At 65.8% G+C, this 21,220-nt stretch carries 20 protein-coding genes; 8 read left to right on the top strand and 12 right to left on the bottom strand.

Annotated features, from left to right (window positions below):
* Positions 1-297 precede the first annotated feature (297 nt).
* The 5 genes from ACXJKM_RS20970 to ssb all read right to left on the bottom strand — a co-directional run bounded on the left by ACXJKM_RS20970 (position 298) and on the right by ssb (position 6,099).
* Positions 298-1,362, bottom strand: a complete 1,065-nt coding sequence (locus tag ACXJKM_RS20970) for an IS110 family RNA-guided transposase (RefSeq protein WP_457354906.1) — start codon at positions 1,360-1,362, stop codon at positions 298-300.
* Positions 1,363-1,518: 156 nt separating this feature from the next.
* The gene (locus ACXJKM_RS20965; RefSeq protein WP_457354904.1) at positions 1,519-3,405 is read right to left on the bottom strand and encodes a putative Ig domain-containing protein; all 1,887 of its coding nucleotides are present in this window, start codon (positions 3,403-3,405) and stop codon (positions 1,519-1,521) included.
* Positions 3,406-3,703: 298 nt separating this feature from the next.
* Positions 3,704-4,486, bottom strand: a complete 783-nt coding sequence (locus tag ACXJKM_RS20960; RefSeq protein WP_157281007.1) for an esterase/lipase family protein — start codon at positions 4,484-4,486, stop codon at positions 3,704-3,706.
* Positions 4,487-4,619: 133 nt separating this feature from the next.
* The gene (locus ACXJKM_RS20955) at positions 4,620-5,423 is read right to left on the bottom strand and encodes a hypothetical protein (protein WP_157281009.1); all 804 of its coding nucleotides are present in this window, start codon (positions 5,421-5,423) and stop codon (positions 4,620-4,622) included.
* 109 nt (positions 5,424-5,532) lie between these two features.
* Positions 5,533-6,099 (bottom strand): single-stranded DNA-binding protein, encoded by a 567-nt coding sequence (gene ssb, locus ACXJKM_RS20950; protein ID WP_056191367.1) that lies wholly within the window; start codon positions 6,097-6,099, stop codon positions 5,533-5,535.
* A gap of 156 nt (positions 6,100-6,255) precedes the next feature.
* Between ssb and ACXJKM_RS20945 the strand changes: the two genes are divergently transcribed.
* Genes ACXJKM_RS20945 through ACXJKM_RS20935 form a run of 3 tightly spaced genes read left to right on the top strand, consistent with a single transcriptional unit; the run spans position 6,256 to position 8,929 of the window.
* Positions 6,256-7,359, top strand: a complete 1,104-nt coding sequence (locus ACXJKM_RS20945; RefSeq protein ID WP_457354902.1) for a sensor histidine kinase — start codon at positions 6,256-6,258, stop codon at positions 7,357-7,359.
* On the top strand, positions 7,356-8,102 hold the full coding sequence (locus ACXJKM_RS20940; RefSeq protein WP_457321812.1) for a LytR/AlgR family response regulator transcription factor: 747 nt from the start codon (positions 7,356-7,358) through the stop codon (positions 8,100-8,102). The genes ACXJKM_RS20945 and ACXJKM_RS20940 overlap by 4 nt, the downstream gene beginning before the upstream one ends.
* Before the next feature lie 11 nt (positions 8,103-8,113).
* A complete protein-coding gene (locus ACXJKM_RS20935) occupies positions 8,114-8,929 on the top strand; it encodes a head GIN domain-containing protein (protein WP_457321814.1) in 816 nt (271 codons plus the stop codon).
* A 55-nt stretch (positions 8,930-8,984) separates the two neighbouring features.
* Here ACXJKM_RS20935 and ACXJKM_RS20930 read toward each other — a convergent pair whose 3' ends face one another.
* The 3 genes from ACXJKM_RS20930 to ACXJKM_RS20920 form a co-directional block, all read right to left on the bottom strand.
* Positions 8,985-10,295: a type II toxin-antitoxin system HipA family toxin gene (locus ACXJKM_RS20930; RefSeq protein WP_457321816.1), complete on the bottom strand. Its 1,311-nt coding sequence runs from the start codon at positions 10,293-10,295 to the stop codon at positions 8,985-8,987.
* Positions 10,295-10,636, bottom strand: a complete 342-nt coding sequence (locus ACXJKM_RS20925; protein ID WP_056191376.1) for a helix-turn-helix domain-containing protein — start codon at positions 10,634-10,636, stop codon at positions 10,295-10,297. The genes ACXJKM_RS20930 and ACXJKM_RS20925 overlap by 1 nt, the downstream gene beginning before the upstream one ends.
* A 212-nt stretch (positions 10,637-10,848) precedes the next feature.
* Positions 10,849-11,748 carry a PEP-CTERM sorting domain-containing protein gene (locus ACXJKM_RS20920; RefSeq protein ID WP_457321818.1) on the bottom strand — a complete coding sequence of 300 codons (900 nt, stop codon included), beginning with the start codon at positions 11,746-11,748 and terminating at the stop codon, positions 10,849-10,851.
* 227 nt (positions 11,749-11,975) lie between these two features.
* Between ACXJKM_RS20920 and ACXJKM_RS20915 the strand changes: the two genes are divergently transcribed.
* The 4 genes from ACXJKM_RS20915 to ACXJKM_RS20900 all read left to right on the top strand — a co-directional run bounded on the left by ACXJKM_RS20915 (position 11,976) and on the right by ACXJKM_RS20900 (position 18,220).
* Positions 11,976-17,048, top strand: a complete 5,073-nt coding sequence (locus tag ACXJKM_RS20915) for an alpha-2-macroglobulin family protein (RefSeq protein WP_457354900.1) — start codon at positions 11,976-11,978, stop codon at positions 17,046-17,048.
* Complete coding sequence (locus ACXJKM_RS20910; RefSeq protein WP_457354898.1) at positions 17,045-17,374, top strand: hypothetical protein; 330 nt, start codon at positions 17,045-17,047, stop codon at positions 17,372-17,374. The genes ACXJKM_RS20915 and ACXJKM_RS20910 overlap by 4 nt, the downstream gene beginning before the upstream one ends.
* Positions 17,375-17,591: 217 nt before the next feature.
* On the top strand, positions 17,592-17,837 hold the full coding sequence (locus ACXJKM_RS20905) for a type II toxin-antitoxin system Phd/YefM family antitoxin (protein ID WP_457354896.1): 246 nt from the start codon (positions 17,592-17,594) through the stop codon (positions 17,835-17,837).
* Entirely contained in the window at positions 17,834-18,220 is a 387-nt protein-coding gene (locus ACXJKM_RS20900; protein WP_457354894.1) for a type II toxin-antitoxin system VapC family toxin, read from the top strand. The genes ACXJKM_RS20905 and ACXJKM_RS20900 overlap by 4 nt, the downstream gene beginning before the upstream one ends.
* Positions 18,221-18,263: 43 nt before the next feature.
* Here the strand turns inward: ACXJKM_RS20900 and ACXJKM_RS20895 are convergent, their stop codons facing one another.
* Positions 18,264-19,376, bottom strand: coding sequence for an aromatic ring-hydroxylating oxygenase subunit alpha (locus tag ACXJKM_RS20895; RefSeq protein WP_457354892.1), 1,113 nt, complete (start codon positions 19,374-19,376; stop codon positions 18,264-18,266).
* Positions 19,377-19,440: 64 nt separating this feature from the next.
* Between ACXJKM_RS20895 and ACXJKM_RS20890 the strand changes: the two genes are divergently transcribed.
* Positions 19,441-19,821, top strand: coding sequence for a YfeK family protein (locus ACXJKM_RS20890; RefSeq protein ID WP_056191382.1), 381 nt, complete (start codon positions 19,441-19,443; stop codon positions 19,819-19,821).
* Positions 19,822-19,849: 28 nt separating this feature from the next.
* On the opposite strand, the gene ACXJKM_RS20885 is transcribed toward ACXJKM_RS20890, so the two are convergent.
* The 3 genes from ACXJKM_RS20885 to ACXJKM_RS20875 form a co-directional block, all read right to left on the bottom strand.
* Positions 19,850-20,269 carry a PIN domain-containing protein gene (locus ACXJKM_RS20885; RefSeq protein WP_457354890.1) on the bottom strand — a complete coding sequence of 140 codons (420 nt, stop codon included), beginning with the start codon at positions 20,267-20,269 and terminating at the stop codon, positions 19,850-19,852.
* Positions 20,266-20,553 (bottom strand): type II toxin-antitoxin system Phd/YefM family antitoxin, encoded by a 288-nt coding sequence (locus ACXJKM_RS20880; protein ID WP_457354888.1) that lies wholly within the window; start codon positions 20,551-20,553, stop codon positions 20,266-20,268. The genes ACXJKM_RS20885 and ACXJKM_RS20880 overlap by 4 nt, the downstream gene beginning before the upstream one ends.
* Before the next feature lie 119 nt (positions 20,554-20,672).
* On the bottom strand, positions 20,673-21,212 hold the full coding sequence (locus tag ACXJKM_RS20875) for a PEP-CTERM sorting domain-containing protein (RefSeq protein ID WP_457354886.1): 540 nt from the start codon (positions 21,210-21,212) through the stop codon (positions 20,673-20,675).
* Between the last annotated feature and the right edge of the window lie 8 nt (positions 21,213-21,220).

Genomic DNA, 21,220 nt, shown 5'->3' with positions numbered 1-21,220 from the left:
CCCATACATGGACGCCCCCGTTTGCCAAGCGCTCTTTCAGTGGTGACGGAGAGGAAAAGATTGCAGCCATACATTCGGGCTTGGAGTGCGCGCTTGGCGCTGCTGCCCCTGATGGAATTCGCTGACCGGCGCCTCTATCAACCTATCGCGCTACTTGCGCCTTGGGGTGAGCGGGATTTGCCGGCCACGGTCTGACCTGTTCTGCCATCACGTCTTGATCGCCTGTGCAATCGCTGGAAGGCTGTCGGGTGGATTCTCCTTGCCGTTATCCAATCGTGCGGGAGAGGTGGCACGCCCTCAGGCCGCCGCGGCCATGCCGCCGCGCTTCGGTGGCTCTGACTTGAACCCCGCCTCATACCCGCGCCCGTGCACCAGCAACGCCCACATCGTGCGCGCGTTCTTGTTGGCCAGCGCCACCGCCGCCACGTTCTTGTTGCGCCGGCTCACCAGCGCGCTCAGCCACGGGTCCTCTCGCTCGGTGCCGCGTTTGCGCTCGTTGGCCTGCACCACCGCCCGCGCGCCGTGGATGAGCAGCGTGCGCAAGTAGGTGTCGCCGCGCTTGCTGATGCCCAGCAGCAAGTCCTTGCCGCCGCTGCTGTGCTGCTTGGGCACCATGCCCAGCCAGGCCGACACCTGGCGCCCGTTCTTGAACAATTTGGCGTCGCCCACGCTGGCGGCAAAAGCGCTGGCCGTGATCGGTCCCACGCCCGGCACTGCCGCCAATTGAGTGCTCGTGCTGCTGTCTTGGTGCCAGGTCTTGATCTGCGCTTCCAGCGCCTCGAAGTGCGCGCCCAACTCGTCCAGGTGCAGCATCAGGCGCTGGATCGCAACCCGAAACATGCCGCACAGCTCGTTGGCACCGTCCTCGATGAGATCCGGCACGCGTTGGCCCACGTTGCGGATGCCCTGCGGGATGACCATGCCGAACTCGGCGAGCAAGCCGCGAATCTGGTTGGCCTGGGCGGTGCGCATCTTGACCAGGCTCTGGCGCGCGCGATGCAACGCCAGCACCGACTGCTGCTGCACCGTCTTGACGGGCACGAAGCGCATATTGGGCCGCGCCACCGCCTCGCAGATCGCCTCGGCATCCGCCGCATCGTTCTTGTTGGTCTTGACGTAGGGCTTGACGAATTGCGGGGCCATCAGGCGCACCGTGTGGCCCATCGCCTGGAGTTTGCGGGCCCAGTAGTGGGCGCTGGCGCAGGCCTCCATACCGATCAAGCAGGGAGTGCGCTTGACGAAGAACTCGGCCATTTGCGCGCGCTTGAGTTGCTTCTTCAAGACGGTGTTGCCGCGTGCATCAACACCGTGGACTTGAAACACGTTCTTGGCCAAGTCCAGGCCGATCGTCGTAATCTCCATGTCGGACGCCCCTTCCGGTCAGTGGTTGAACATTGCCCTTCCACTCTGGCACATCGATGCCGTTCAAGGTGGGGGCGTCCATCCCATTAACCTACCGGGCTGCGCCCGGGGCCGCCGCACGCAGGTGCACTGCGCTCTCGCCCGGATTTGGCTGACTTATTGAACGTTGATGGCCGTGATCGTTGCCGTCGAGCCGGACCAGCCGGCTTGCGACACGATGTACAGAATGCCGTTCGGTGACAGCGCGAGATTGCCCGATGCTGGATAGCTCCAGATCGTTCGGTGTGCCGAGCGATCGATGACGTAGGTCGAGGTATTGGTACTGATGATCACGGTGTTCTTCGTGAGCAGGACCTCACTGACGAATTCCGTATCGCCAGACGCCTGGGGCGTCCAGGACCAGAGCAGCGAGCCGTCGGCTTCCGAGCGGGCCTCGAGTCGCAAGGGGTTGTTATTGGCCGCGTAGACGACGCCCGCGTCATAGGCCGGCGTCGAGGGGTAGACGCCCCTGATGGACCAGTCGACGGTCCGCGACTGGAGGTTGAAGTGCAGGAGTGAATTGCCGATCCCTCCGCCATTCAGAAAGCTGTTGGCATAGGCCGCGGCGAACACGGAGTTGGCGCCGCCGAGGACGGGGGAGCCGCCGATTTCGTAGATGTAGTTCGTGAAGGACGGATCGGCGATGCTCATCTTGAGCGCGCCGGAAACAGGGTCGAACACCTGCAGGGAGTTGCCGGTATAGGCATACACCGCGTTGGCGTCGACGGCTGGGGTCCACGCAGATTGCTGTGCGGCTCCGGCAAAGTACAACTCGGTGCCCTGCGTGCTGAATGCATACAGCCCGCCGTAGGTTCCCGCGTTGGTGTACACGCCTGAGGGCCCCACGGTGGGCGCGAGATAGTGCTCCCACTGAGATGACATGCGGGACTTGAACAGCACGGTGCCGTTGCTGGCGTCCAGGCCGAACATATAGGTCGACGATTGCTGACCGGCCGCGACATAGACGACCCCGTTGCTGACGGCCGGCGGATTGGTGGAAGGGTAGGGCAGCTCGCCGAAGCTGTAGCTCCAGACGCTGGCACCGTCATGCTCACGCCGAGCCGAAACGGCGTTGTCTCCGGCGATGTAGAAGTTGCCGCCTGCCGTGGTGACCGTGCCGAGGTTGAAGCGGCCGTTGAAATAGATGAAGGACGGCACCGTGATTTGCCAGCGGGTGTCGAACTTGTTGGCGTCGAGCGTGACCGGCACGTAACCGGTGTGGGCGGCGTTGCCCTGGAAGGTGGCCCATTCCGGTGCGCCCGCGACGGGCGAGAGCGCCGTCAGGTGATTGCCCGGCCAGGCGCCACCTGCGGCAAGGACGTTGACGCTGTAGTTCACGAACAGCGTGGACGTCGCCTGCGGCGCAGCGCAGGCCGTGTCCTGGCAGAGGCTCACCACCGCCTGCCCGGCATGGACGCCTGCCGTGGCGGAGCCGGCGGTCGAAAACTCCAGGACATAGCTGCCACCGCTGGCGGTGACTGCGACGGTCGAGCCGATCACGCCGTCCTTGTCGCTCGCCTTGGCGTAGACGGTGCCAGTGAGGCCGAGCGCCGCGCCGTCGAGCGTCACCAGCGGAGCGACCGAGGTGCCCGCCACCGTCATGCGAGTGACCTTGGCGGCAGGCTGGACAGCCAGGCGGATCTTTGCATTGGCCGAGCCGCCGGGCCCCGTCGCCGTGACGGTGAAGTCGGCGGGAGCGGTGCCGGCGGTAGGCGTGCCCGAGATGGCGCCCGTGGTGGTGTTCAACGCAAGGCCGGCCGGCAGCGCGGGTGCGACGCTGAACGACGTCACGGTGCCTGATGTGGTCGGCGCCAGCGTCGATGTCGCCTGGTCCTGCACGTAGGCCTGGGGTGCGGCGTAGGACAGCGTCGGTGCTGGCGGCGTCGGCGTGCTGCTGCCGCCCCCACCGCCACAGCCGATGGAAATTGCAGCGCAAACCAAGGCTGCGCAAAGACCCGTGGCCCTCATATCCGTCCTCCCCGTGCTTTTGATGTCGTCCCGCATGCGGGCGCGGCGATTCTAGAAGCGCTCTGGCGCAGCATTCGGGGTCGATGCCGAAGGCGCCGATGGCATTCTTCACGGCCCAACCGCTGACTGATCACTGGCGTTGCGCAAGCGCGTTGACGCCTCGGTGGCGTGTCGAGGGTGCGAGGGCGGTCTGAAGGGCCATCACGCCAAAGCCACCCCAAGCGCGATGCATCATCGCGATGACCAGCAGCCTGGCCTCGATATTTGCGACGCAGTGATGGCTCAGCGGGGCGCGGCCCTCCAAGGAGCAGACCAGCAGGCGGCCGCGCGCGGTCTAAGAACCATTGAACCACCCATGGGCCACCGCCAGCGCGGATGGATGGGCGGGAATGAAGGCATGGCTGGCGCTGATCGGGGCCGCGAACTGGAATTTTTCCGGCGCGGCTTCCTCTTTGGTCACCATGCCGTCATGCGGCAACCGGAATCCGGCGAATATTCCCAATGCGCCCAGCCAGGGCCATATGCCGTAGATGCAGGCCGTTGGAACTGGTGGAAACGGAATCTTTGCCATTTCGTCCGCGCTCGCCACCAGTTGCCCGCATTCGCCGGTCATCGCTTTATAGATTCGCCAATTTTTCAATCTGCTGGCCAGCCGCATTGACGCGAGCGGCGATGCGAGCAAGACGATCCGTCGGGGCGGTGGCGCCGCAGCGCCAGGCTCCTGCAGGACCAATCGCAAGAGGACGCCGCCGAACGAATACCCCATGGCATGGTATTCACCGCAGGCTGCCACTTCCTTGAGCACCGCCGAGAGCTGGGCCTTCATGTCGGGCAACGACTGCGACGATGCTGAATAGTCGAAGCAGTGAACTGAATATCCCCGCTGTTCGAAATAGCGAATCAGCTTGCCGCGCATATAGCGCTTGCCGCCCACGCCATCGATAAAAACCAGTTGCTTCGCCATCAATGGGCGTTTCTCCACAAGAAACAGCCCGCAGTGATTGGGCCGCGGGCCTGATGTTGACAGCTCCGTTGGGGTGAGCCACGCGAACCCCAACATCGACGATGTCGCGCTTCCGAACAGTACCGTGCTGCCGCCATCCGTGTTGGGGTTCACTGCGTTCACTCCAACCGGGCTGGCCTGGGTGCTCAGCTTCGACCATCGGCCGACAGCGCTGGACTGCACCGGGCGGCATGCGCATTGCCGCGACGGCGGACCGTATGGACTAGGAGCTGGAGGGTAGGCGTCGTTAGTCAGAACGATACCTTCTATTTAGCTGCCGAATTCGATAATAGAGAAACAGGACCATGCTTAGCAGACCGAGCTTAAAGCTTACATCTGCTATGCGTTCAAAGCGCTGCCGCTGATCTCGCTTACTCTGAAGATATTCGTCAATCTTGACTTGCCTGCCTTTGGCAGATTTCCCGCTTTCCAAATCAGCAGTCACCAGGGGTTTGCAACTGGCGCTATCCATACCGAAGAATGTGACGTAAGCGTTGTATGACCCTTCCGAAGAGCTGCGAGATAATTTGCGATAGCTGATCGTTACTGGATCGGCGAGTTTTCGCAGCATTTCCGGGGATTCTTGACTTGCCAAGGAGTCCGGGTATGTTGCATGGGAATCGTATCCAACACAACCATGAAATTGAACGCGTATATCCTTTAAGTCCTTTGATCCTATGTTTGTGATTCTCACTTGGAGGCTATCGAAAGGCTTCAAGTCGGCCCATGCAGCCAATGTTGGCGTATTGATAGCCAGTTCTCGGGTGATAGATCGAACTAGTGATTTTGGGAGGTCGCTTGGGCTCTTTATGCTTTCGTCAAGTCGTTTCAGTGCGGCGTTTACTTGCCTATTCCACTCCACGATGGGGTTCTTCGTATATTTATATTCAAACAAAAAACTGTCGTCATCGTCGGCAAATGCTTCGTAGATTGCCGGACCGAATGGTGAAATTGCCGTGGCAACAACAGTAGCCCAGCCGATCAACGTTGCAGCACTCGGTATTTTCACTGAATGACCCTGCGGTGTGAATTTGGTGATCTGATTGCCCATCGTCCACGGTAATTGTTGTAGGACTCCATCTGCTCTGCTAACAAATACAGGCGATAAAAAAGGCCCGTAGCAGTGTGCTGTGGGCCTTTTTAATCCAAGCGGGTTTGGTTCAGAACGGAATATCGTCATCCATATCGTCAAACCCCGTCGCCGCCTTGGGCGCCGCAGCCGGTGCACGCGGAGCGGGCGGGCGCTGGGCCGCAGCCGGGCGCGCTGCCGGGCGGGCACCGCCCTCGTCGCCACCGCCACGGCTGTAACCGCCACCACCACCTTCACCGCCACCCGCACCACGGCCGTAGCTGGCACCGCCACCGCCGCCTTCATCGCCACCGCCGGCGCCATCGCGGCCGCCGAGCAGTTGCATCTCCTGGGCAATGATCTCGGTCGTATAGGTGTCGCGGCCTTCCTTGTCCTGCCACTTGCGGGTCTTCAGGCGGCCTTCGACATAGAGGGGGCGGCCCTTCTTGACGTACTCGCCGACGATCTCGGCCAGGCGGTCGTTGAAGACGACGCGGTGCCATTCGGTCTCTTCCTGGCGCTCGCCGCTCTCGCGGTTCTTCCAGTTGCGGGTGGTCGCCAGGCTGAGGGTGACCCATGCGCCGCCGCTCGGGTTGTAGCGAACCTCGGGGTCTTTGCCGACGTTGCCGATGATGATGACTTTGTTGACGCTGGCCATGACGCTCGTCCGAATTCGATGGGGAAGGGGCGAATTATGCCGAGGGGCTCGCCGAACCCCGTCAGCAACTCCACGTAGACCGCATCCCGCACCCCGGGGCCCGCACTTCGTCTCTCCACCCGCCGCCCGCCCGACGGGGCTCCCTAAGATGAAGCCATGAACTCCCCCGGCCCCCGCTCCAGCAACCGCCGCCCGAATGTGCGGCTGTGGCTGGCGTACGCCGGGACTTGCGCGCTGGCCTGGTGCCTGTTCGTGCTGGCGGGCAGCGAGTTCGACCGCGGCCTGGACCCGTTCTGGCTGGCCGTCTACCAGGCCACCACCATGCTGTGGGCGCCGATGCTGCTGGGCGTCGCCGTCTGGCCGGTGGCCCGCCGCCTGCACGGCACCGATGCCGGCGCGGCCGCGACCGCCCTGGCGCACGCGATGGCGGCGCTGTCCTTCTCGGCGCTGTGGCAGGCCGGTGAGTTCGCCGTCAATGCCGCCCTGTTCGGCACCGACCATGCCGGCGCCGTGCTGCTGGCCGGCCTGCTGTGGCGCTCGGTGTGGGGCTTCGTGGTCTACGCAGCAATAGCCACCGCCTTCACGGCCGTGCTGCAGTCCCGCGCGGCGCGCTCGGCGGCCGTGCACGCCGCCCAGGCCGAGAGTGCGCTGGCCAAGGCCGAGCTGTCGGCCATCAGCGGCAAGCTGAACCCGCATTTCCTGTTCAACACGCTGAACTCGCTGATCGCCCTGACCCGCAAGGACCCGGCCGCCGCCGAGGCCTCGCTGCTGAAGTTCGCTTCCATGCTGCGCTATGTGCTGGACACCAAGCGCGGCGCCGAGGACCGCGTGATGCTGTCCGACGAGATCGACTTCCTGCGCGACTACCTGGCCCTGGAAGCCCTGCGCCTGGGCTCGCGCCTGCGCGTGGACTGGGACCTGGAGGAGCGCGTGATGGCCGACGAGCTGCCGCCACTGACGCTGCAGCCGCTGGTCGAGAACTCCATCCTGCATGCCGTGGCCACCCGCAAGGGCGGCGGCAAGGTGACCATCACCGCGCGCCGCAATGCCCTCAACCATGGCCTGGACCTGGCCGTGGCCGATGACGGCCCCGGCTGCGAGCCCGAGGCCCTGGAGCCCAAGCCCGGCCAGCGCCGCGGCGTGGGCCTGGCGGCGCTGAAGAAGCGCTTCGCGCTGGACTACGACGGCCAGGCGCGCCTGCGCATCCACACCGCTCCCGGCGCAGGATTTCGCGTCGACCTTTTTATTCCACAGCTATGAGCACGACCACCACCGTCCTGATCGCCGAAGACGAACACCTGGCCGCCGAAGCCCTGGCCGACTGGGTCAAGGCCACGCCGGGCCTGCAGCTGGTGGCTGTCTGCGAGGACGGCGACGACGCGCTGGCGCAGATCCGCGCGCTCAAGCCCGCGCTGGTGCTGACGGACATCCAGATGCCGGGCCTGACGGGGTTGCAGGTGGTGCAGGCTCTGCAAGGCGAGGCCCACCAGCCGCGCATCATCTTCACCACCGCCTATGACCAGCACGCGTTGACGGCCTTCGAGCTGCATGCGGTGGACTACCTGCTCAAGCCCTTCTCGCGCGAGCGCTTCGACGAGGCGATCAGCCATGTGCTGCGCGACGCTTCGCCAAGCCCTGCCGATGTGGCACAGGCCTTGGGCGCGCCGGCCGACGCACCGCTGACGCGCCTCTTGGTGCGCGACCAGGGCAAGATCTTCCCGCTGCAGGTGGACGCCATCGAGTGCCTGCGCTCCGACAACAAATACACCGCCATCACCAGCAAGGGCCGCAGCTTCTTGGTGCGGCTGCCGATTGCCGATTTTGAGACGCGGCTGGACCCGATGAAGTTCCTGCGCGTGCAGCGCGGCTGCATCGTCAACCTGGATTTCGTCGAGAGCATGACCCCGGACGAGAACTCCCAGCTCGTCGTGCAGCTGCGTGACGGCACGCGCATCACGGCCAACCGTGAGGTGTCCAAGATGTTGAGGGAGCAGTCGCTATGAAGACCAACACCTTGAAGAGGCGCCTCCTGCCGGCGTTGCTGCTGGCAGCCCTCGGCCTGGCGCAGGCCCAGCCTCACCCGCACCCCACGCCAGCGACGCCCCCCACTCCCGCCACGCCGGCGACACCAGCAACACCGGCCACTCCTCCGACACCAGCGACACCAGCGACGCCGGCCACCCCAGCAATGCCCGGCCGCATCTACGCCCCCGGCGCCTTCGATCGCCTGGAGCTGGCCGGCGCGGCGCGCGTCATCCTCGTGCAGGGCGAGCGCGACCAATGTTTCATCGCCGGCGACGCCGAGGTGCAGAAGAGCGTCGAGGTCGAGCTGGCCGACCGCCAGCTCATCATTCGCCCGACCGGCGGCTGGAAGTTCTGGCACAGCCAAAAGCTGTTCGTGCAGGTGGAGATGCGTCAGCTGAAGGGGCTGTCGCTGTCCGGCGCCAGCGACGTGCACGCGCCCTTGCCCCTGCGCGCCGACCAGCTCAAGCTCTTCATCAGCGGCGCAGGCCTGGTGCGGCTGGACCAGCTGCAGGCCAAGCAGCTCACCTTTGTCATCTCGGGTGCCGGTGACGGCCAGCTCGGCGGGCGCGTTGAGGACCTGGCGCTGCAGATCTCCGGCAAGGGCAAGGTGGTCGCCGACCGCCTGCAGGCCCAGCGCGCCCGTGTCAGCGTCAGCGGCATCGGCAATGTGCTGCTGTGGGTGACCGACGAGCTGGCGGCCAATATCTCGGGCATCGGCTCGGTGGACTACTTCGGCAACCCGTCGGTGCAGCGCTCGGTGTCGGGCATGGGCTCGATCAGCGCACGCGGCGAACGGCGGAACTAGGTATTTCGACAAGCAGGCTCGGTGCCGCGAACACCATGCCAGCCAGTGAGTTTTGCTACCGGATCATTGACCGCCGAGACTTGGCCGCGGCCATCGGTTGCGACGTGGCATTCAGTGCATCTGCCCTGTACTGCCGGTGAGCCGAGAAGGCGCCGGCCGTGACCTCGATGTCCGCGCCGGAAATGCCCGCTCCACGGGCGACGTCGCGCCACTGGTCGACCACGGTCGCCACCTCTTCGACGATGGCGCCTGCCTCGGCGTCTGTGAGTCGATAAAACGCAGCTGTCGACCGCACCGTGCTCATGCTCGGGCGGTTGTCGACATCGTCGATGTTGAGCACATGCTCCGCTTTGTCGACGTTCGGGTTGACATCGAAGGCAGGAGACAGCCGCCAGCCATCTTTGCCGAGCAGGAACCCGTGATTGCGCAGGTGATCGTCTCGATTGCCGACGGCGACATTGAAAGCCACTCGACGGAACAGCTGCTTGAGGTCGCTGGCGACGTATGCAGGGTCTCCACCGGCACTCAGGAATTGGGCGAGCTCAAGGTAGCTCGCGCCCTCACTCTGTTCCCGCCGGAGCAGCGTCATGGCGGACGCATAGAACTGCCGCTTGCCATTCTCGCGATCGAATCGCTGGACGCAGAAGGTGTGGAACTCGCTGTTCAACCTGACCGCGCGGGCGGCTGGAACACTGACGCCGGCCCTCTTGGCCATGGTGTGGACAGCGGCCTCCCAGGCGCCTATGTCCCGGTCATCGTCACGCGATGGGAATTTCCCGATCCAGAGCGAGCCGTCCTGCTCGGCGAAGTTCGCTTTCGGCCTGGCCCCGCCCAATGAAGCGCCTGGCGCCACCAGCACGGCCAGCCACCGACGCAGCGCGTCAAGATCGTCGATGCGCTTGCTCGTTAGCAACGTGGCCACGGCCTCGAGCTCGCGCAGGTTGGTCACGGGGGGTGCGGCCATCTTTTCGGCGCCGAGGAATTCCTCGGCGCCCTCCAGGCGGAATCGCAGCCCGCCTTGACGCGTGAAGTCCTGAACGCCGATCAGGAAATCCCAGGCATAAAGGTTCCGGGGCGTTCGGCCTTCGTCCTTCGCCTGCAGAGCTTCTCGTCGCTTCATGAGCGTTTGGCCCCAGCGGTCCGGGGACGAGTCCAGGAAGATGCCGAAGTTGCCCAGCTCTGGCTTCGGAAAGTAGGGCTGGTCGCCGAGGGACAAATCGGGATCGACCGAAAATGCCATCGGGTCCTTCAGCCAGTCCCGCTCGTAGACGAAACGGACCTGGCCGCGATCGTGAGACAGCGTGCCTACACGCCGCGCGTCTTCAAGATCACAGTCGAGCCAGACCTCCAGGTTCGAGCCGCTCATCAAGATCCTCTCGGCGAGGACGCTGGCATGGCGCCGCGCTTTCGAGCGGGCTTGGGCTCCAACGCCAGGTCCTGAAGCTTGCGGCCCACCTGGTCGTCGGCCGCGAGCGACTCGATGTCCTTCTCGAGGCCCAGTACGGCGAGCACCCTCAGATAGGTCCCAAGTGTCGCGCCGGGATCGCCAGCCTCCACGTTGTAAAGGGAGGAGCGCGAGATCCCGGCCCGGAGCGCAACGGTCATGGAGCTGAGCTTGCGGCGCAGCCGCGCCAGGCGCAGCCGCTCACCAAGAGCAGCAAGAAGACGCTGCTCCTGGGGGAAAACGACCGGCGGTTTGCTGGGCATCGGACAGGTAATCCGGTTCGAAAATGTCCACCATTATGAACATTTTCACCATATTTTGTCCAGCATGGTGGGTTGGTGCCGTTCAAGCGCTCAAGCGTTGCGCACGACCAGGCGCCGCGCGGCAGCGCCTACCGTGTCAAGCTGCTTGCCAGGATATGCAAGAGCCGGGCATCAAGCACAGCACCAAGCTCCTATCCGGCGGGGAAACGAGCCTACCGCGGGTGGGATCGGGCGAGCGAACGGTATCGCCAGGCGGCCAGCAGCCCGCCCAGGGACATCAGCCACAGCGAGGACGGCTCCGGCACCGGAGCAAAGGACTGGGCCCAGTTCAGCCCCGAGGGCGACGTGATCGTGAACAGCGACATGTCCGCCGGCACGTACAGGCCGGTGTTGGGGTCGAGCAGCGAGATCGCCGAGATGCCGTTCCAGTACGAAGAGTGGCCGAAATCGGCAGTGACCGAGGCTGCTTCGCTGGTGCTGCATTGCGGGTCGCTCAAGCAGTCGATCTTGCCCGCAGACACCGTCAGCCGCTCCGTGAAGGTGAAGGGCGTGCCCAGCGTGATGGTGATTTTGATGTTGTGGATGCCCGAGTAGTACAGCGGGCCGCCAGCCACGGCGCTGACGAAGTCGACTGGGAACCCGCCCGGGAATGCAGGGTTCGAGTGGGCGCCCCAGCTGCCGAGGAAACCGGCTCCGTTTAAAGAGAAGTTCACCGAGGAATAGCCGCCCCCGGTCGGGTCGATCATGCCTTGCAGCGTGACACCCATGGTGACGCGCGCCTGCGTACCGTTGAGACCGGCCGAGCTGATCGTGATGTCCTCCCCGTACGCGCCTTCGGCAAAGGCGGTGCCCAGGTGGTTGCCGGCGCCGGCGAAGCTGGAGGCGTAGAGCTTGATGACACCCAGGGCCACCGACGCATCAGCCGTGCCGCCAGCGCCGTTGCCGGCGGCTGATGACGAGGCGCTGAACGTGCCGCTGTCGAAATCGTCCACGGGCGGGTCGAATTGCGTGCCAAGCGCGCTGGCCGACGTCCTGGCGATGGTCGAGCCTGCGGATGCTGCGAAGGCGCAGCCGAGGGCGGTCAGGCCCACCAGAAGATGCCGGAATTTCATGAAGCCACTCCTTGACCGCCCGGCGAACTGCGGGCCGAGGCTTTTCTACGCCTGCGCTTGGGGAGGGTCAATCGATGTGGCGCCGATCCCCCTAGGACGGCGAGCTACCTATTGATGACGAACCGCGGCACCAAGGGTTCGATCAGCGCCCGCGGCGAGAAGAAACCTTCCGTGGACAGCCGCTGATCGCTACCTAAACTCCTCGCCAAATTGCGGGGAGGAATTCGATGGTTGCGTGGAAGAAGGCCGTCACGGCCCTGGTGGGTGTGGTGGCGGTGGTGGGCGGCGGCTGGTGGGCGTCGCAAAAGCTCGGGCAACCGGCCCTGCCCAGCAGCGCCGAGATCGGTGGCGAGCAGGCGGCCTTTGCGCTGCTGGACTGCAAGGCCCGACTCTTCGACGGCTCGCCGGCCATCGCGCTGAGCTTCACGCAGCCGCTGGACAGCAAGCAGGACTTCGGCGCCCTCGTCAGCGCGCAGGAAGGCGCCGCGCCAACCACCACCGACGGCAAGAAGGAGCCGGCGCCGGACGCCAGCTTCAAGCCGCTGGCCGCCCGCTGGGTGCTGGGCGACAACCCCCGCGTGCTCTACCTGCCCTTCGTGACGCCGGACCGCAGCTTTCGCTTCGCGTTCAACGCCCAGCTGGGGGCGAAAACCGGCGCCAAGCTCGCGACCGCGCAGAAGTGCGAGGCTGTCAGCGAGACCATGCCCGACAGCTACTACTTCGCCAGCCGCGGCCTGGTGCTGCCGGCCGGCCAGAACGGCGGCTTGCCGGTCGTGACCATCAACACGCCCGAAGTGGACGTGCAGTTCCTGCGCATCAAGCCGGCCTCGCTGCCGGCCTTCCTGGAGCAGGTCAGCGGCCGGCGCGAGCGCCAGGTGAACTCTGGCGAAGAGGACGGCGAGGGCGGTTACTACTACGACGGCTACAACGACAACCAGCGGCGGCTCAAGGGCACCGTGGGCGGCTGGGTGCTGGACGAGCTGCGCGCCATGAGCGACAGCGTCTACCTCGGCCGCTTCACGACCGATGCACGGCCGAACCGGCGCAACGTCAGCTTCCTGCCCGTGGAAGGCATCAAGGAGCTGCAGGAGCCCGGCATCTACGTGGCCATCATGAACCAGCCCGGCCGCTTCGGCTGGGACTACCAGGTCACGCATTACTACGTCACCGACGTCGGCCTGCACCTGCGCCGGCATGCCGAGCAGATGGATGTGTTCGCCACGTCCCTGAAGAGCGGCGGAGCGCTGTCAGGGGTGGAGCTCAGCCTGGTCGATGAGAACGGCAAGGCGCTGGCCCAGGCGCAGACCGATGGCGACGGCCACGCCGTGTTCACCGGCCGCAGTGACAAGGCCCGCGCCGTGCTGGCGCGCAAAGGCAAGGAGATGTCCATCCTGTCGCTGCGCGACGCGGCGCTGGACCTGAGCGAGTTCGACGCCACCGGCCACCCCTCGCGCAGCAACAAGCTGTTCGTTTACGCCGGCCGCGACCTGTATCGGCCGGGCGAGAACTTCCAGGTCTCGGTGCTGGCGCGAGACGCCGACGGCAAGCCTTTGCCCAAGCCCTTGCCCATCACGCTGACGGTCAAGAAGCCCGACGGCAGCAAACTCGTCGAGCAGTTGGTGCAGCCGGGCAAGACGGGCACCGGCTACTACCAGCAAGGCATCACCTTGCCGGCCGACGCACCCACCGGTGGCTGGACCATCCAGGCCCGCGTCGACCCCGGTGCCAAGCAACCCGATGCGCAATGGGCCTTCAAGGTCGAGGAGTTCCTGCCCGAGCGCATGAAGCTCACGCTGACCGCGCCCGAGGGCACCCTCAACGGTGACGGCGGCATCACGGTGCAGGCCCAGGGCGACTACCTCTACGGCGCACCCGCCGGCGGCAACCGGCTGCAGGGCAGCGCCTATTCCGAGCGCCTCCTGATGCCGCTGCCGGCCAAGCTGCCCGGCTTCATCTTTGGCGACCTGGCCGACGACAAGGCCAAGAACCGGCAGGACCTGGAAGAGCAGGAGCTGGACGCCGAAGGCAAGGCCAGCATGAAGATCGCGACGGCATTCGGTGAGCGCAAGTCGCCGATGCGCGTTCGCGCGGCCTTCAGCCTGCTGGAGTCCGGCGGCCGGCCGGTCGTGCGCGCCATCGAGCGCACGTGGTGGCCGGCGCCCGTGCTGGTCGGCGCGCGGCCGCTGTTCGACCGCAATGTGTCGGCCGAGAACGGCCTGGCCGAGTTCGAGCTGGCGCGCGTCGACTCGAGCGGCAACTTCAAGCCGAGCAAGGAAGTGCAGCTCAAGCTCATCTACGAGGAGCGCCAGTGGTATTGGCGTTATGACGACGGCCGTGGCTGGAACTCGGGCTTCAACGTCAACGAGGAGCTGGTGGAGGCGCGCAGCCTGGCGCTGACGGCCCGCACCAAGATCGCACTGCCCGTGCGCTGGGGCCGCTACCGCCTGGAGGTGAAAGACCCCGACACCGGCCTGACGATGCGTTATGGCTTCTACGCCGGCTATGGCGCCCAGGACGCCGACGACATCGGCAACCGGCCCGACCGCGTGCAACTCAAGCTGCAGGGTGCGCCCTTCAAGCCGGGCGACGTGGCCAAGCTGGCCATCAAGCCACCGCATGACGGCGAGGCCATCGTCACCGTCGAAGGCGACCGCGTGTTGTGGACCAAGCGCATCGGCGTGAAGGCCAGCGGCACGGACATCGACATCCCCGTCGATGCCAGCTGGGCCCGCCACGACCTCTACATCACGGTGGCCGCCTTCCGCCCCGGCAGCCAGGGCGACAAGGTGACGCCGGCCCGCGCGCTGGGCCTGGTGCACCTGCCGCTGAACCGCGAGGACCGCAAGCCCAAGCTGGCACTGACCGTACCGGCCAAGACGCAGCCGTCGGTGTCGCTGCCCGTCAGCGTCAAGGTGCCGGCCCTGGCCGGCAAACCCGCCATCGTCACCGTCTCGGCGGTGGACGTCGGCATCCTGAACATCACCAACTACAAGACACCCGATCCGCAGGACTTCTTCTTCGGCAAGCATCGCTACGGCGCCGACATGCTGGACCTCTATGGCCGCCTCATCGAGAAGATGGAAGGCAATGTGGCCAAGCAGCGTTTCGGCGGCGACGCCGGCAAGCGCGACTCGCAGTCCATGCCGCGCAAGGTGCTGCTGGTGGACCTGTTCAGCGGACCGGTGCAGCTCGATGCCAAGGGCGAGGCGACCATCAACCTGAAGCTGCCGGACTTCAACGGCACGCTGCGCGTGATGGCGGTGGTGTCGAGTGCCGACAGCTATGCGTCGGCCCAGGCGGAGACGGTTGTCGCCGCGCCGCTGGTGGCCGAGCTGAACATGCCGCGCTTTGTGTCGCCGGGGGACAAGGCGACCATCGCTCTCGATGTGACCAACCTCAGTGGTGCGGCGCAGGACGTGAAGGTGTCAGTCACTTCCAGCGGGCCCTTGAAGATCACCGGCGGTGCCGAGAGCCTGAAGCTGGCCGACAAGCAGCGCCAGATCCTGCGTTTCCAGGCCGAGGCCCTGGATGCCTCGGGGCTGGCGCCCATCGAGGTCAAGGTGACGGCGGGGCCGCTGAGCATCACGCGCGAGGCGGCGCTGCAGGTGCAGCCCATCACGCCACTGGTGCGCGAGAGCCGGCGCATCCGCTTGGAGCCCGGCGCCACGCAGACGCTGGACAAGGCACTGCTCGACGCCTTCTGGGCCGGCACGGCCAGTGTGGCGCTGAGTGTGTCCAACACGCCGCCCATCGACATCAAGGACCAGGTCAAGGGCCTCTTGATGTACCCCTATGGCTGCCTGGAGCAGACGACGTCCAGCGCCTACCCGCTGGTCTTCATCGACGACGAGGCCGCCAAGCGCTGGGGCATGACGCCAGTCCCTCGGGAAGAACGCGCGAAACGGTTGGACAGCGCCTTCGCTCGCCTGGCCAGCATGCAGCAACCCAAGGGCGGCTATGGCCTGTGGGCGTCCAGCAGCCCGTACGAGGGGTGGCTGAGCGCCTATGTGACCGGCTTCCTGCAGGACTCGCGCGACGCCGGCTTTGCCGTGCCCGAGGCCATGCTCAAGCGCTCGCTGGACAACCTGCTGGAGCAGTTCCAGCGCGCCCCGGCCCAGCAGACCACGCCGGCCAAGGAGCCCAAGCGCGACGACAAGGGCCGCATCGCCGACTGGCGCGACGCCGAGACCCTGCGCATCGCCCACCAGCGCTTTGCCGAGGCCGCGCACGCCGGCTACATCCTGGCGCGCGAGCAGAAGGCGCCGCTGGCCACGCTGCGCACCCTGCACGACCAGTACCGCAGCCATGCGCTGTCGCCGCTGCCGCTGGTTCAGCTGAGCCTGGCGCTGAAGCTGATGGGCGACGAAGGCCGCGCCAAGGCGGCCCTGGACGACGCGATGCAGCGCGGCTACGGCTACCAGCCCGACGACCCCAACAACTACTGGTGGAGCCAGTGGCTGGGCGACTACGGCTCACGCGTGCGCGACCGTGCGCTGGCCTACGCGCTGCTGCTGCGCCACAAGGTCGCGCACGAGAAGCGCGAGAACCTGCTGTTCGACCTGTCCGACGACTTCAGCCGCCGCAACTACTACTCGACGCAGGAGCGCCTGGCCCTCTTCCTGGCCGTGCAGGCCGCCACCAACGGCGCAGGCAAGGACGACGGTTGGAAGACAGCGTTGAACGTGGGCGCCAAGGCCGACGCCTGGACCGGCAGCGGCGTGGGCCAGCAGAGCTTCGAGCTCGCCAAGCTCAAGTCGGGCATCGCGCTGAAGAACGAGGGCGCGGCGCCGCTGTACCTCGACGTGACCGCCCAGGGCTACCCGACCAAGCCACTGGCGCCGACCAGCGACCGCATCTCGGTCGAGCGCGCCATGTTCACGACTGACGGCAAGCCGGTGACGGCACGGCAGTTCACCACCGGCGAGATGTTCGTCGTGCGCCTGCGCGTGAAGGCGCCGCAGTCCATCAAGGACGGCCTGATCGTGGACCGCATCCCAGCGGGCTTCGAGATCGAGAACCTCAACCTCAGCCAAGGCCCCAAGGCCGGCGAGTTCACGGTGGAGGGGGTCAACATCGCCCAGGCCAACGCCAACGAACGTATCGTCCACATGGAGTACCGCGACGACCGCTTCGTCGCCGCCGCGTCCCTGGGGCAGACGCTGGATGTCTTCTACCTCGTGCGAGCCGTGACTCCGGGCAAGTACGTGGTGCCGGCGACGTTTGCGGAGGATATGTATCGGCCGGAGGTGAGAGGGATTGGAAAGGCCGAAGGGGAGATCACGGTGGTGGACAAGAAATGAACGCGAAGCTTCGTCTGGCCTCTTGGTTTGTTGCCGTCACCATTCCGGCAAGTGTTTTTACGTTTTCGGCGGCGTTTCCGCGGACTTGCCGGGCGGGAACGTCATCTCCTGTGGATCTGGATGGCTTGCTGTTTTTGATCTTGCATTGGCCGGTGGTACTTTTCGTCCTTCTTGTATTTGTCGTGGGTGTGTGGTGGATCTCAGCCTATGGTTTTCACGACTCGAATCCGCGGCCGCCCAGTGCAGCGGAGCCCGGTGCGCCATTGCCTGACAAAACGGCAAATGAAGCTGTCGCGCCCGACGGCTCAAACCAGGCGGATCCATGATGGTGGCGATTGAGCCCGGTAGGTTAATGGGATGAACGCAGTGAATCCCGACAGAAGCTGCAGCCAAGCGCGGTAGGTCGGGGTGAACGCAGTGAACCCCAACGGTTCTGACCGCCAAGCATGCGTGGGGCTCGCGTGGCTTACCCCAAGCTACCGAGCTTGACGCCACTCAGCTACTAGCCTAGATTAGCCAGACTTAGCCAACCAAGCTGCACCCATGAACGCCGTCAACATGCTCGAAGCCAAGTCCAGCCTTTCCCGGCTGGTGGAGGCCGTGGAAAGCGGCGCGGAGCAGGAGATCGTCATTGCGCGCAACGGCAGGCCTGCGGCCAGGCTGGTGGCGATGTCAGCTCGTCCGCCGGCCGCGCGCATCGGCGTCGCCAAGGGGTTGATCGAGGTGCCCGACGACATCGACGCCCACAACGACGAGGTGGCAAAACTGTTCGGCGTGTCCGGCTTGTGAACCTGCTGCTGGACACCCACATCGCGCTGTGGGCCATCGCGGACAGCCCGCGCCTGCCGGCCAGGGCACGCGAACTCATCCTGGCGCCGGGCAATACGGCTTGGGTCAGCGCTGCGTCGGTGTGGGAGATTTCGATCAAGCACTCGCTGGGGCGCGGTGACATGCCGGTCTCGGGAGCCCAAGCGCTGGCCTACTTCGAGGAATCCGGCTTTCAGCTGCTGGCCGTATCGGGTGAGCATGCGGCGGCGGTGGGCGAATTGCCGGCCCATCATGCGGACCCGTTTGATCGGCTGCTGGCCGCCCAAGCGTTGACCGAGCCGCTGCGGCTGTTGACACATGACGCCACGTTGGCGCGCTACACGGATACGGTCATCCTCGTCTGACGCAGGCGGGATTCGTGGCTTTCGATGCGGCCAGGTGATCGCCTCAAGCCCCCATCGCCCGCCCAATCAACCGATGAAAGTGATGCACCCCCTGCTCCCTCGTCGGCGAATAGCGCCCGCGTTGATAGAAGCGTGAGCGCAGCCCCTGCTGCACGGTCATGACGACGGCCTCGTCTTCCATCTCGACCTGATCGAGCGCGCCGCCGGCGCCGCTGCCCAGCAGCTCGGGCTTCCAGACGTAGCTGCGAAAGCGCACGCGCGTTCGCGCCGGGCCTGTCGTGTTGATTGGCGTGACCTGGTTCAGCGACAGCCCCCAGGGGTAGAAGTTCAGCATCAGGTTGGGGAACACCCACCAGTAGTAGGCTGCGATGCGCTGGCCGTATTCCGCCGCCTCGGGCGGCAGCTCGAAGGCCGGCTCGTCGGCCCGCGCCACCGCCAGCTGCAGATTGCTCCACTCGTGCAGCTCGTACCGGTACTGGCTCAGGTCCAGCGTCTGCGTGAGGCCCGGGTGCACGAAGGGGATGTGCAGGCCTTCGAGGTAGTTCTCGACGTAGAGCGCCCAATGCGCATCGAATTCGTAGTCGCGGCTGCGGCTGGCGTCGAGGCGGAAGTCCTGCAGCGGCAGCCAGTGCAGGCGCTGCATGGCCGGGCCGAAGAAGGCGTCGAACGTGTCCAGCGGCTCCTCCAACGCGACAAAGCCCTGGCCGCCCCAGTCCTGCAGCGGCAACTGCGGCAGGTTGTCGCAAGGGCGGGGGAAGTCCAGCGCCTGCTGGAATTCGGGCATGAAGCTCATGCGCCCGTCCAGCTCGAAGCGACGCGAGTGGTAGCCGCAGCGGATCTGGGCGGCGTCCTGGCAGGGCTGGTGGATGAGCAGATTGCCGCGATGGGTGCAGACGTTGCTGAGGCAGCGCAGCGCACCGGCCGCGTCACGCGACAGCAGCAGGGGTTCGTTCAGGCTGCCTGGCAGCAGCGTCTCCGGCTGCAGGCTGCCCGGCGCCCGCACGCCCTGCAGGTCAGCAAGCCACTGCCAGCTGCGCGCGAGCACACGCTCGTACTGCAGGCGCTGCGCGGCGGGGTCGAGGTAGAAGGCCTTGTCCAGCGTCTCGGCGCGTGCGACTTCGGGGTGGACCTGCCAGCGTTGCGAGGTGTCGTTCATGAGGCAGTTTTACCCTCGCGGCCGCTATGGTCGGACACGTGTTTGTCCTCGTAGCATCCGGCTCATGCGCACTGCCTTCACCCTTCTGCTTTCGCTGGCCGCCGGCCTGGCCCACGCCGCACCGCTGCCACCCGTCGCTCGCGCCGAGGTCGACGCGCTGCTGACGCGGCTGCAGGCCTCCGGCTGCGAGTTCAACCGCAACGGCAGCTGGTATGCCGGCGCCGAGGCTAGGGCGCATCTGCTGAAGAAGCTGGAGGTCCTCGAAGGCAAGGACATGGTGCAGACGGCCGAGCAGTTCATCGAACGCGGCGCGGCCACCAGCAGCATGAGCGGCAAGCCGTATCTGGTGCGCTGTGCCGGCAAGGCGCCGGTGGAGAGCGCGCAGTGGCTGAAGGCCGAACTTCAGCAGGTGCGTGCGGCGCGGGCGGCGTCCAGCGCTCGCTAGCTCGTCGTCCGGCGAGATTCGACCGCTATCACCAGGGGTTCAGCACCGGGACCTTGGCGTGTTCGAACTCCGAAACGTCCCGCGTCACCACGGTGAGCCCGTGGTGGGCTGCGGTGGCGGCAATGATCAGGTCGGGTTGGGAGAAGGTGTGCCCGGCCTTGCGCCCGGCGTCCACAAGCAGGCGCCACACCAGCATCACGTCTTCCGATACGGGCAGCACGCGGTGCTCGAACATCGGCCTCACCTTGTGCGTGAGCCAGGCGCTCAGTTCGGCACGGCGGCCGGCATCGGGGACTCGTTCGATGCCGAAGCGGATTCCCGCCAGCGTCACCGTGCTGACGTAGAGGTTCTCCAACGCCTGCGCGGCCACGAACTCCAGCACGCGAAGCTCGGGCCGGGGCTTGCGTAGCTCGGAGATGACGTTGGTGTCCAGCAGGTAACCGGTCACAGCTCCACATCCCTCACGGGCATGGGCGAGCCGCTCACGTCGAGATCGACATCGCGCCACGGCGAGGCCTGCATGACCTCGATGAGGTCGCGCCCGGTGCGCTCACCCTGCAGGCGGCGGAAGTCTTGCAGGGTGATGACCACCACCTCGTCCCGGCCGTGCACGGTGACGTGTTGCGGCCCCTCGCTGTGGACGCGCCGCACCAGCTCGCTGAAGCGGGCCTTGGCGTCCTGCAATACCCAGTGCCTTGGGTTGGCTGGTCTTTCGGGTTTCGCTGGGTTCACGTTGCGCTCCAATTCTGGTCAGGTTGACCAAAATATATGGGTCAACGAGAAAGCTCAAGCCGTGCGTTTGCGCCGGCTCGTCCAGACAACGCGGCCGGCCCCAACCCTTGCCGCGCCGATCAGCGCCGCCGCCGGCGAGCCACCCTGATCAACAGCAGCCCTGCGCCCGCCAACGCAAAGCTGTTCGGCTCCGGCACCGCGCTGATGTTGTCGAGCGCAAAGCCGCCGCTGGCAGAGAAGCTGACCGACGTCAGGTTGGCCCAGCTGCTGTCGAACACCACGCTGCCCGGGTTGGCCAGGTCGACGCTGAGCGAGGCCACCTGCGTGCCGCCCAGCAGGCCGACCAAAGCGAGAGTGCCTGGACCGAAGCCCAGGTCGTAGGCCGCCACGTCCAGCGACTGCAGCCCGAAGCCACCGCCGCCGAGCAGGCTGAGCATGAAGGGCGTCGTGTCGAAGCCGCCCACCATCGCGCCGTCCAGCGGCAGGAAGCTGGTGGCCGACCCGCTGATGACGAAGCCCGCCTCGCCGTAGGTGGCAATGCCGGTGTTGTTGTCGATGTCGATCACACCGGGGTTGTCGAAGGTGATGAGGCCGGCGTGTGCCGCCCCACCGCTGCACATCGCGGCCGCGAGGGCCACGGCGCCGAGGAATCGATTCATGGCTTTGC

It is taken from the genome of Roseateles sp. P5_D6 (genome assembly GCF_054049415.1).
The sequence above is the reverse complement of the archived record's forward strand: the minus strand, read 5'-3'. Positions and strand labels throughout refer to the sequence as shown.

What these genes read in the sequence shown, in the direction of transcription:
- ACXJKM_RS20925 (WP_056191376.1), bottom strand. Translation starts at nt 10,636, where the DNA reads ATGCCCAGCAAACCGCCGGTCGTTTTCCCCCAGGAGCAGCGTCTTCTT.
- ACXJKM_RS20940 (WP_457321812.1), top strand. Translation starts at nt 7,356, where the DNA reads ATGAGCACGACCACCACCGTCCTGATCGCCGAAGACGAACACCTGGCC.
- ACXJKM_RS20970 (WP_457354906.1), bottom strand. Translation starts at nt 1,362, where the DNA reads ATGGAGATTACGACGATCGGCCTGGACTTGGCCAAGAACGTGTTTCAA.
- ACXJKM_RS20945 (WP_457354902.1), top strand. Translation starts at nt 6,256, where the DNA reads ATGAACTCCCCCGGCCCCCGCTCCAGCAACCGCCGCCCGAATGTGCGG.
- ACXJKM_RS20875 (WP_457354886.1), bottom strand. Translation starts at nt 21,212, where the DNA reads ATGAATCGATTCCTCGGCGCCGTGGCCCTCGCGGCCGCGATGTGCAGC.
- ACXJKM_RS20905 (WP_457354896.1), top strand. Translation starts at nt 17,592, where the DNA reads ATGAACGCCGTCAACATGCTCGAAGCCAAGTCCAGCCTTTCCCGGCTG.
- ACXJKM_RS20895 (WP_457354892.1), bottom strand. Translation starts at nt 19,376, where the DNA reads ATGAACGACACCTCGCAACGCTGGCAGGTCCACCCCGAAGTCGCACGC.
- ACXJKM_RS20910 (WP_457354898.1), top strand. Translation starts at nt 17,045, where the DNA reads ATGAACGCGAAGCTTCGTCTGGCCTCTTGGTTTGTTGCCGTCACCATT.
- ACXJKM_RS20920 (WP_457321818.1), bottom strand. Translation starts at nt 11,748, where the DNA reads ATGAAATTCCGGCATCTTCTGGTGGGCCTGACCGCCCTCGGCTGCGCC.
- ACXJKM_RS20915 (WP_457354900.1), top strand. Translation starts at nt 11,976, where the DNA reads ATGGTTGCGTGGAAGAAGGCCGTCACGGCCCTGGTGGGTGTGGTGGCG.
- ACXJKM_RS20890 (WP_056191382.1), top strand. Translation starts at nt 19,441, where the DNA reads ATGCGCACTGCCTTCACCCTTCTGCTTTCGCTGGCCGCCGGCCTGGCC.
- ACXJKM_RS20930 (WP_457321816.1), bottom strand. Translation starts at nt 10,295, where the DNA reads ATGAGCGGCTCGAACCTGGAGGTCTGGCTCGACTGTGATCTTGAAGAC.
- ACXJKM_RS20955 (WP_157281009.1), bottom strand. Translation starts at nt 5,423, where the DNA reads ATGGGCAATCAGATCACCAAATTCACACCGCAGGGTCATTCAGTGAAA.
- ssb (WP_056191367.1), bottom strand. Translation starts at nt 6,099, where the DNA reads ATGGCCAGCGTCAACAAAGTCATCATCATCGGCAACGTCGGCAAAGAC.
- ACXJKM_RS20965 (WP_457354904.1), bottom strand. Translation starts at nt 3,405, where the DNA reads ATGCGGGACGACATCAAAAGCACGGGGAGGACGGATATGAGGGCCACG.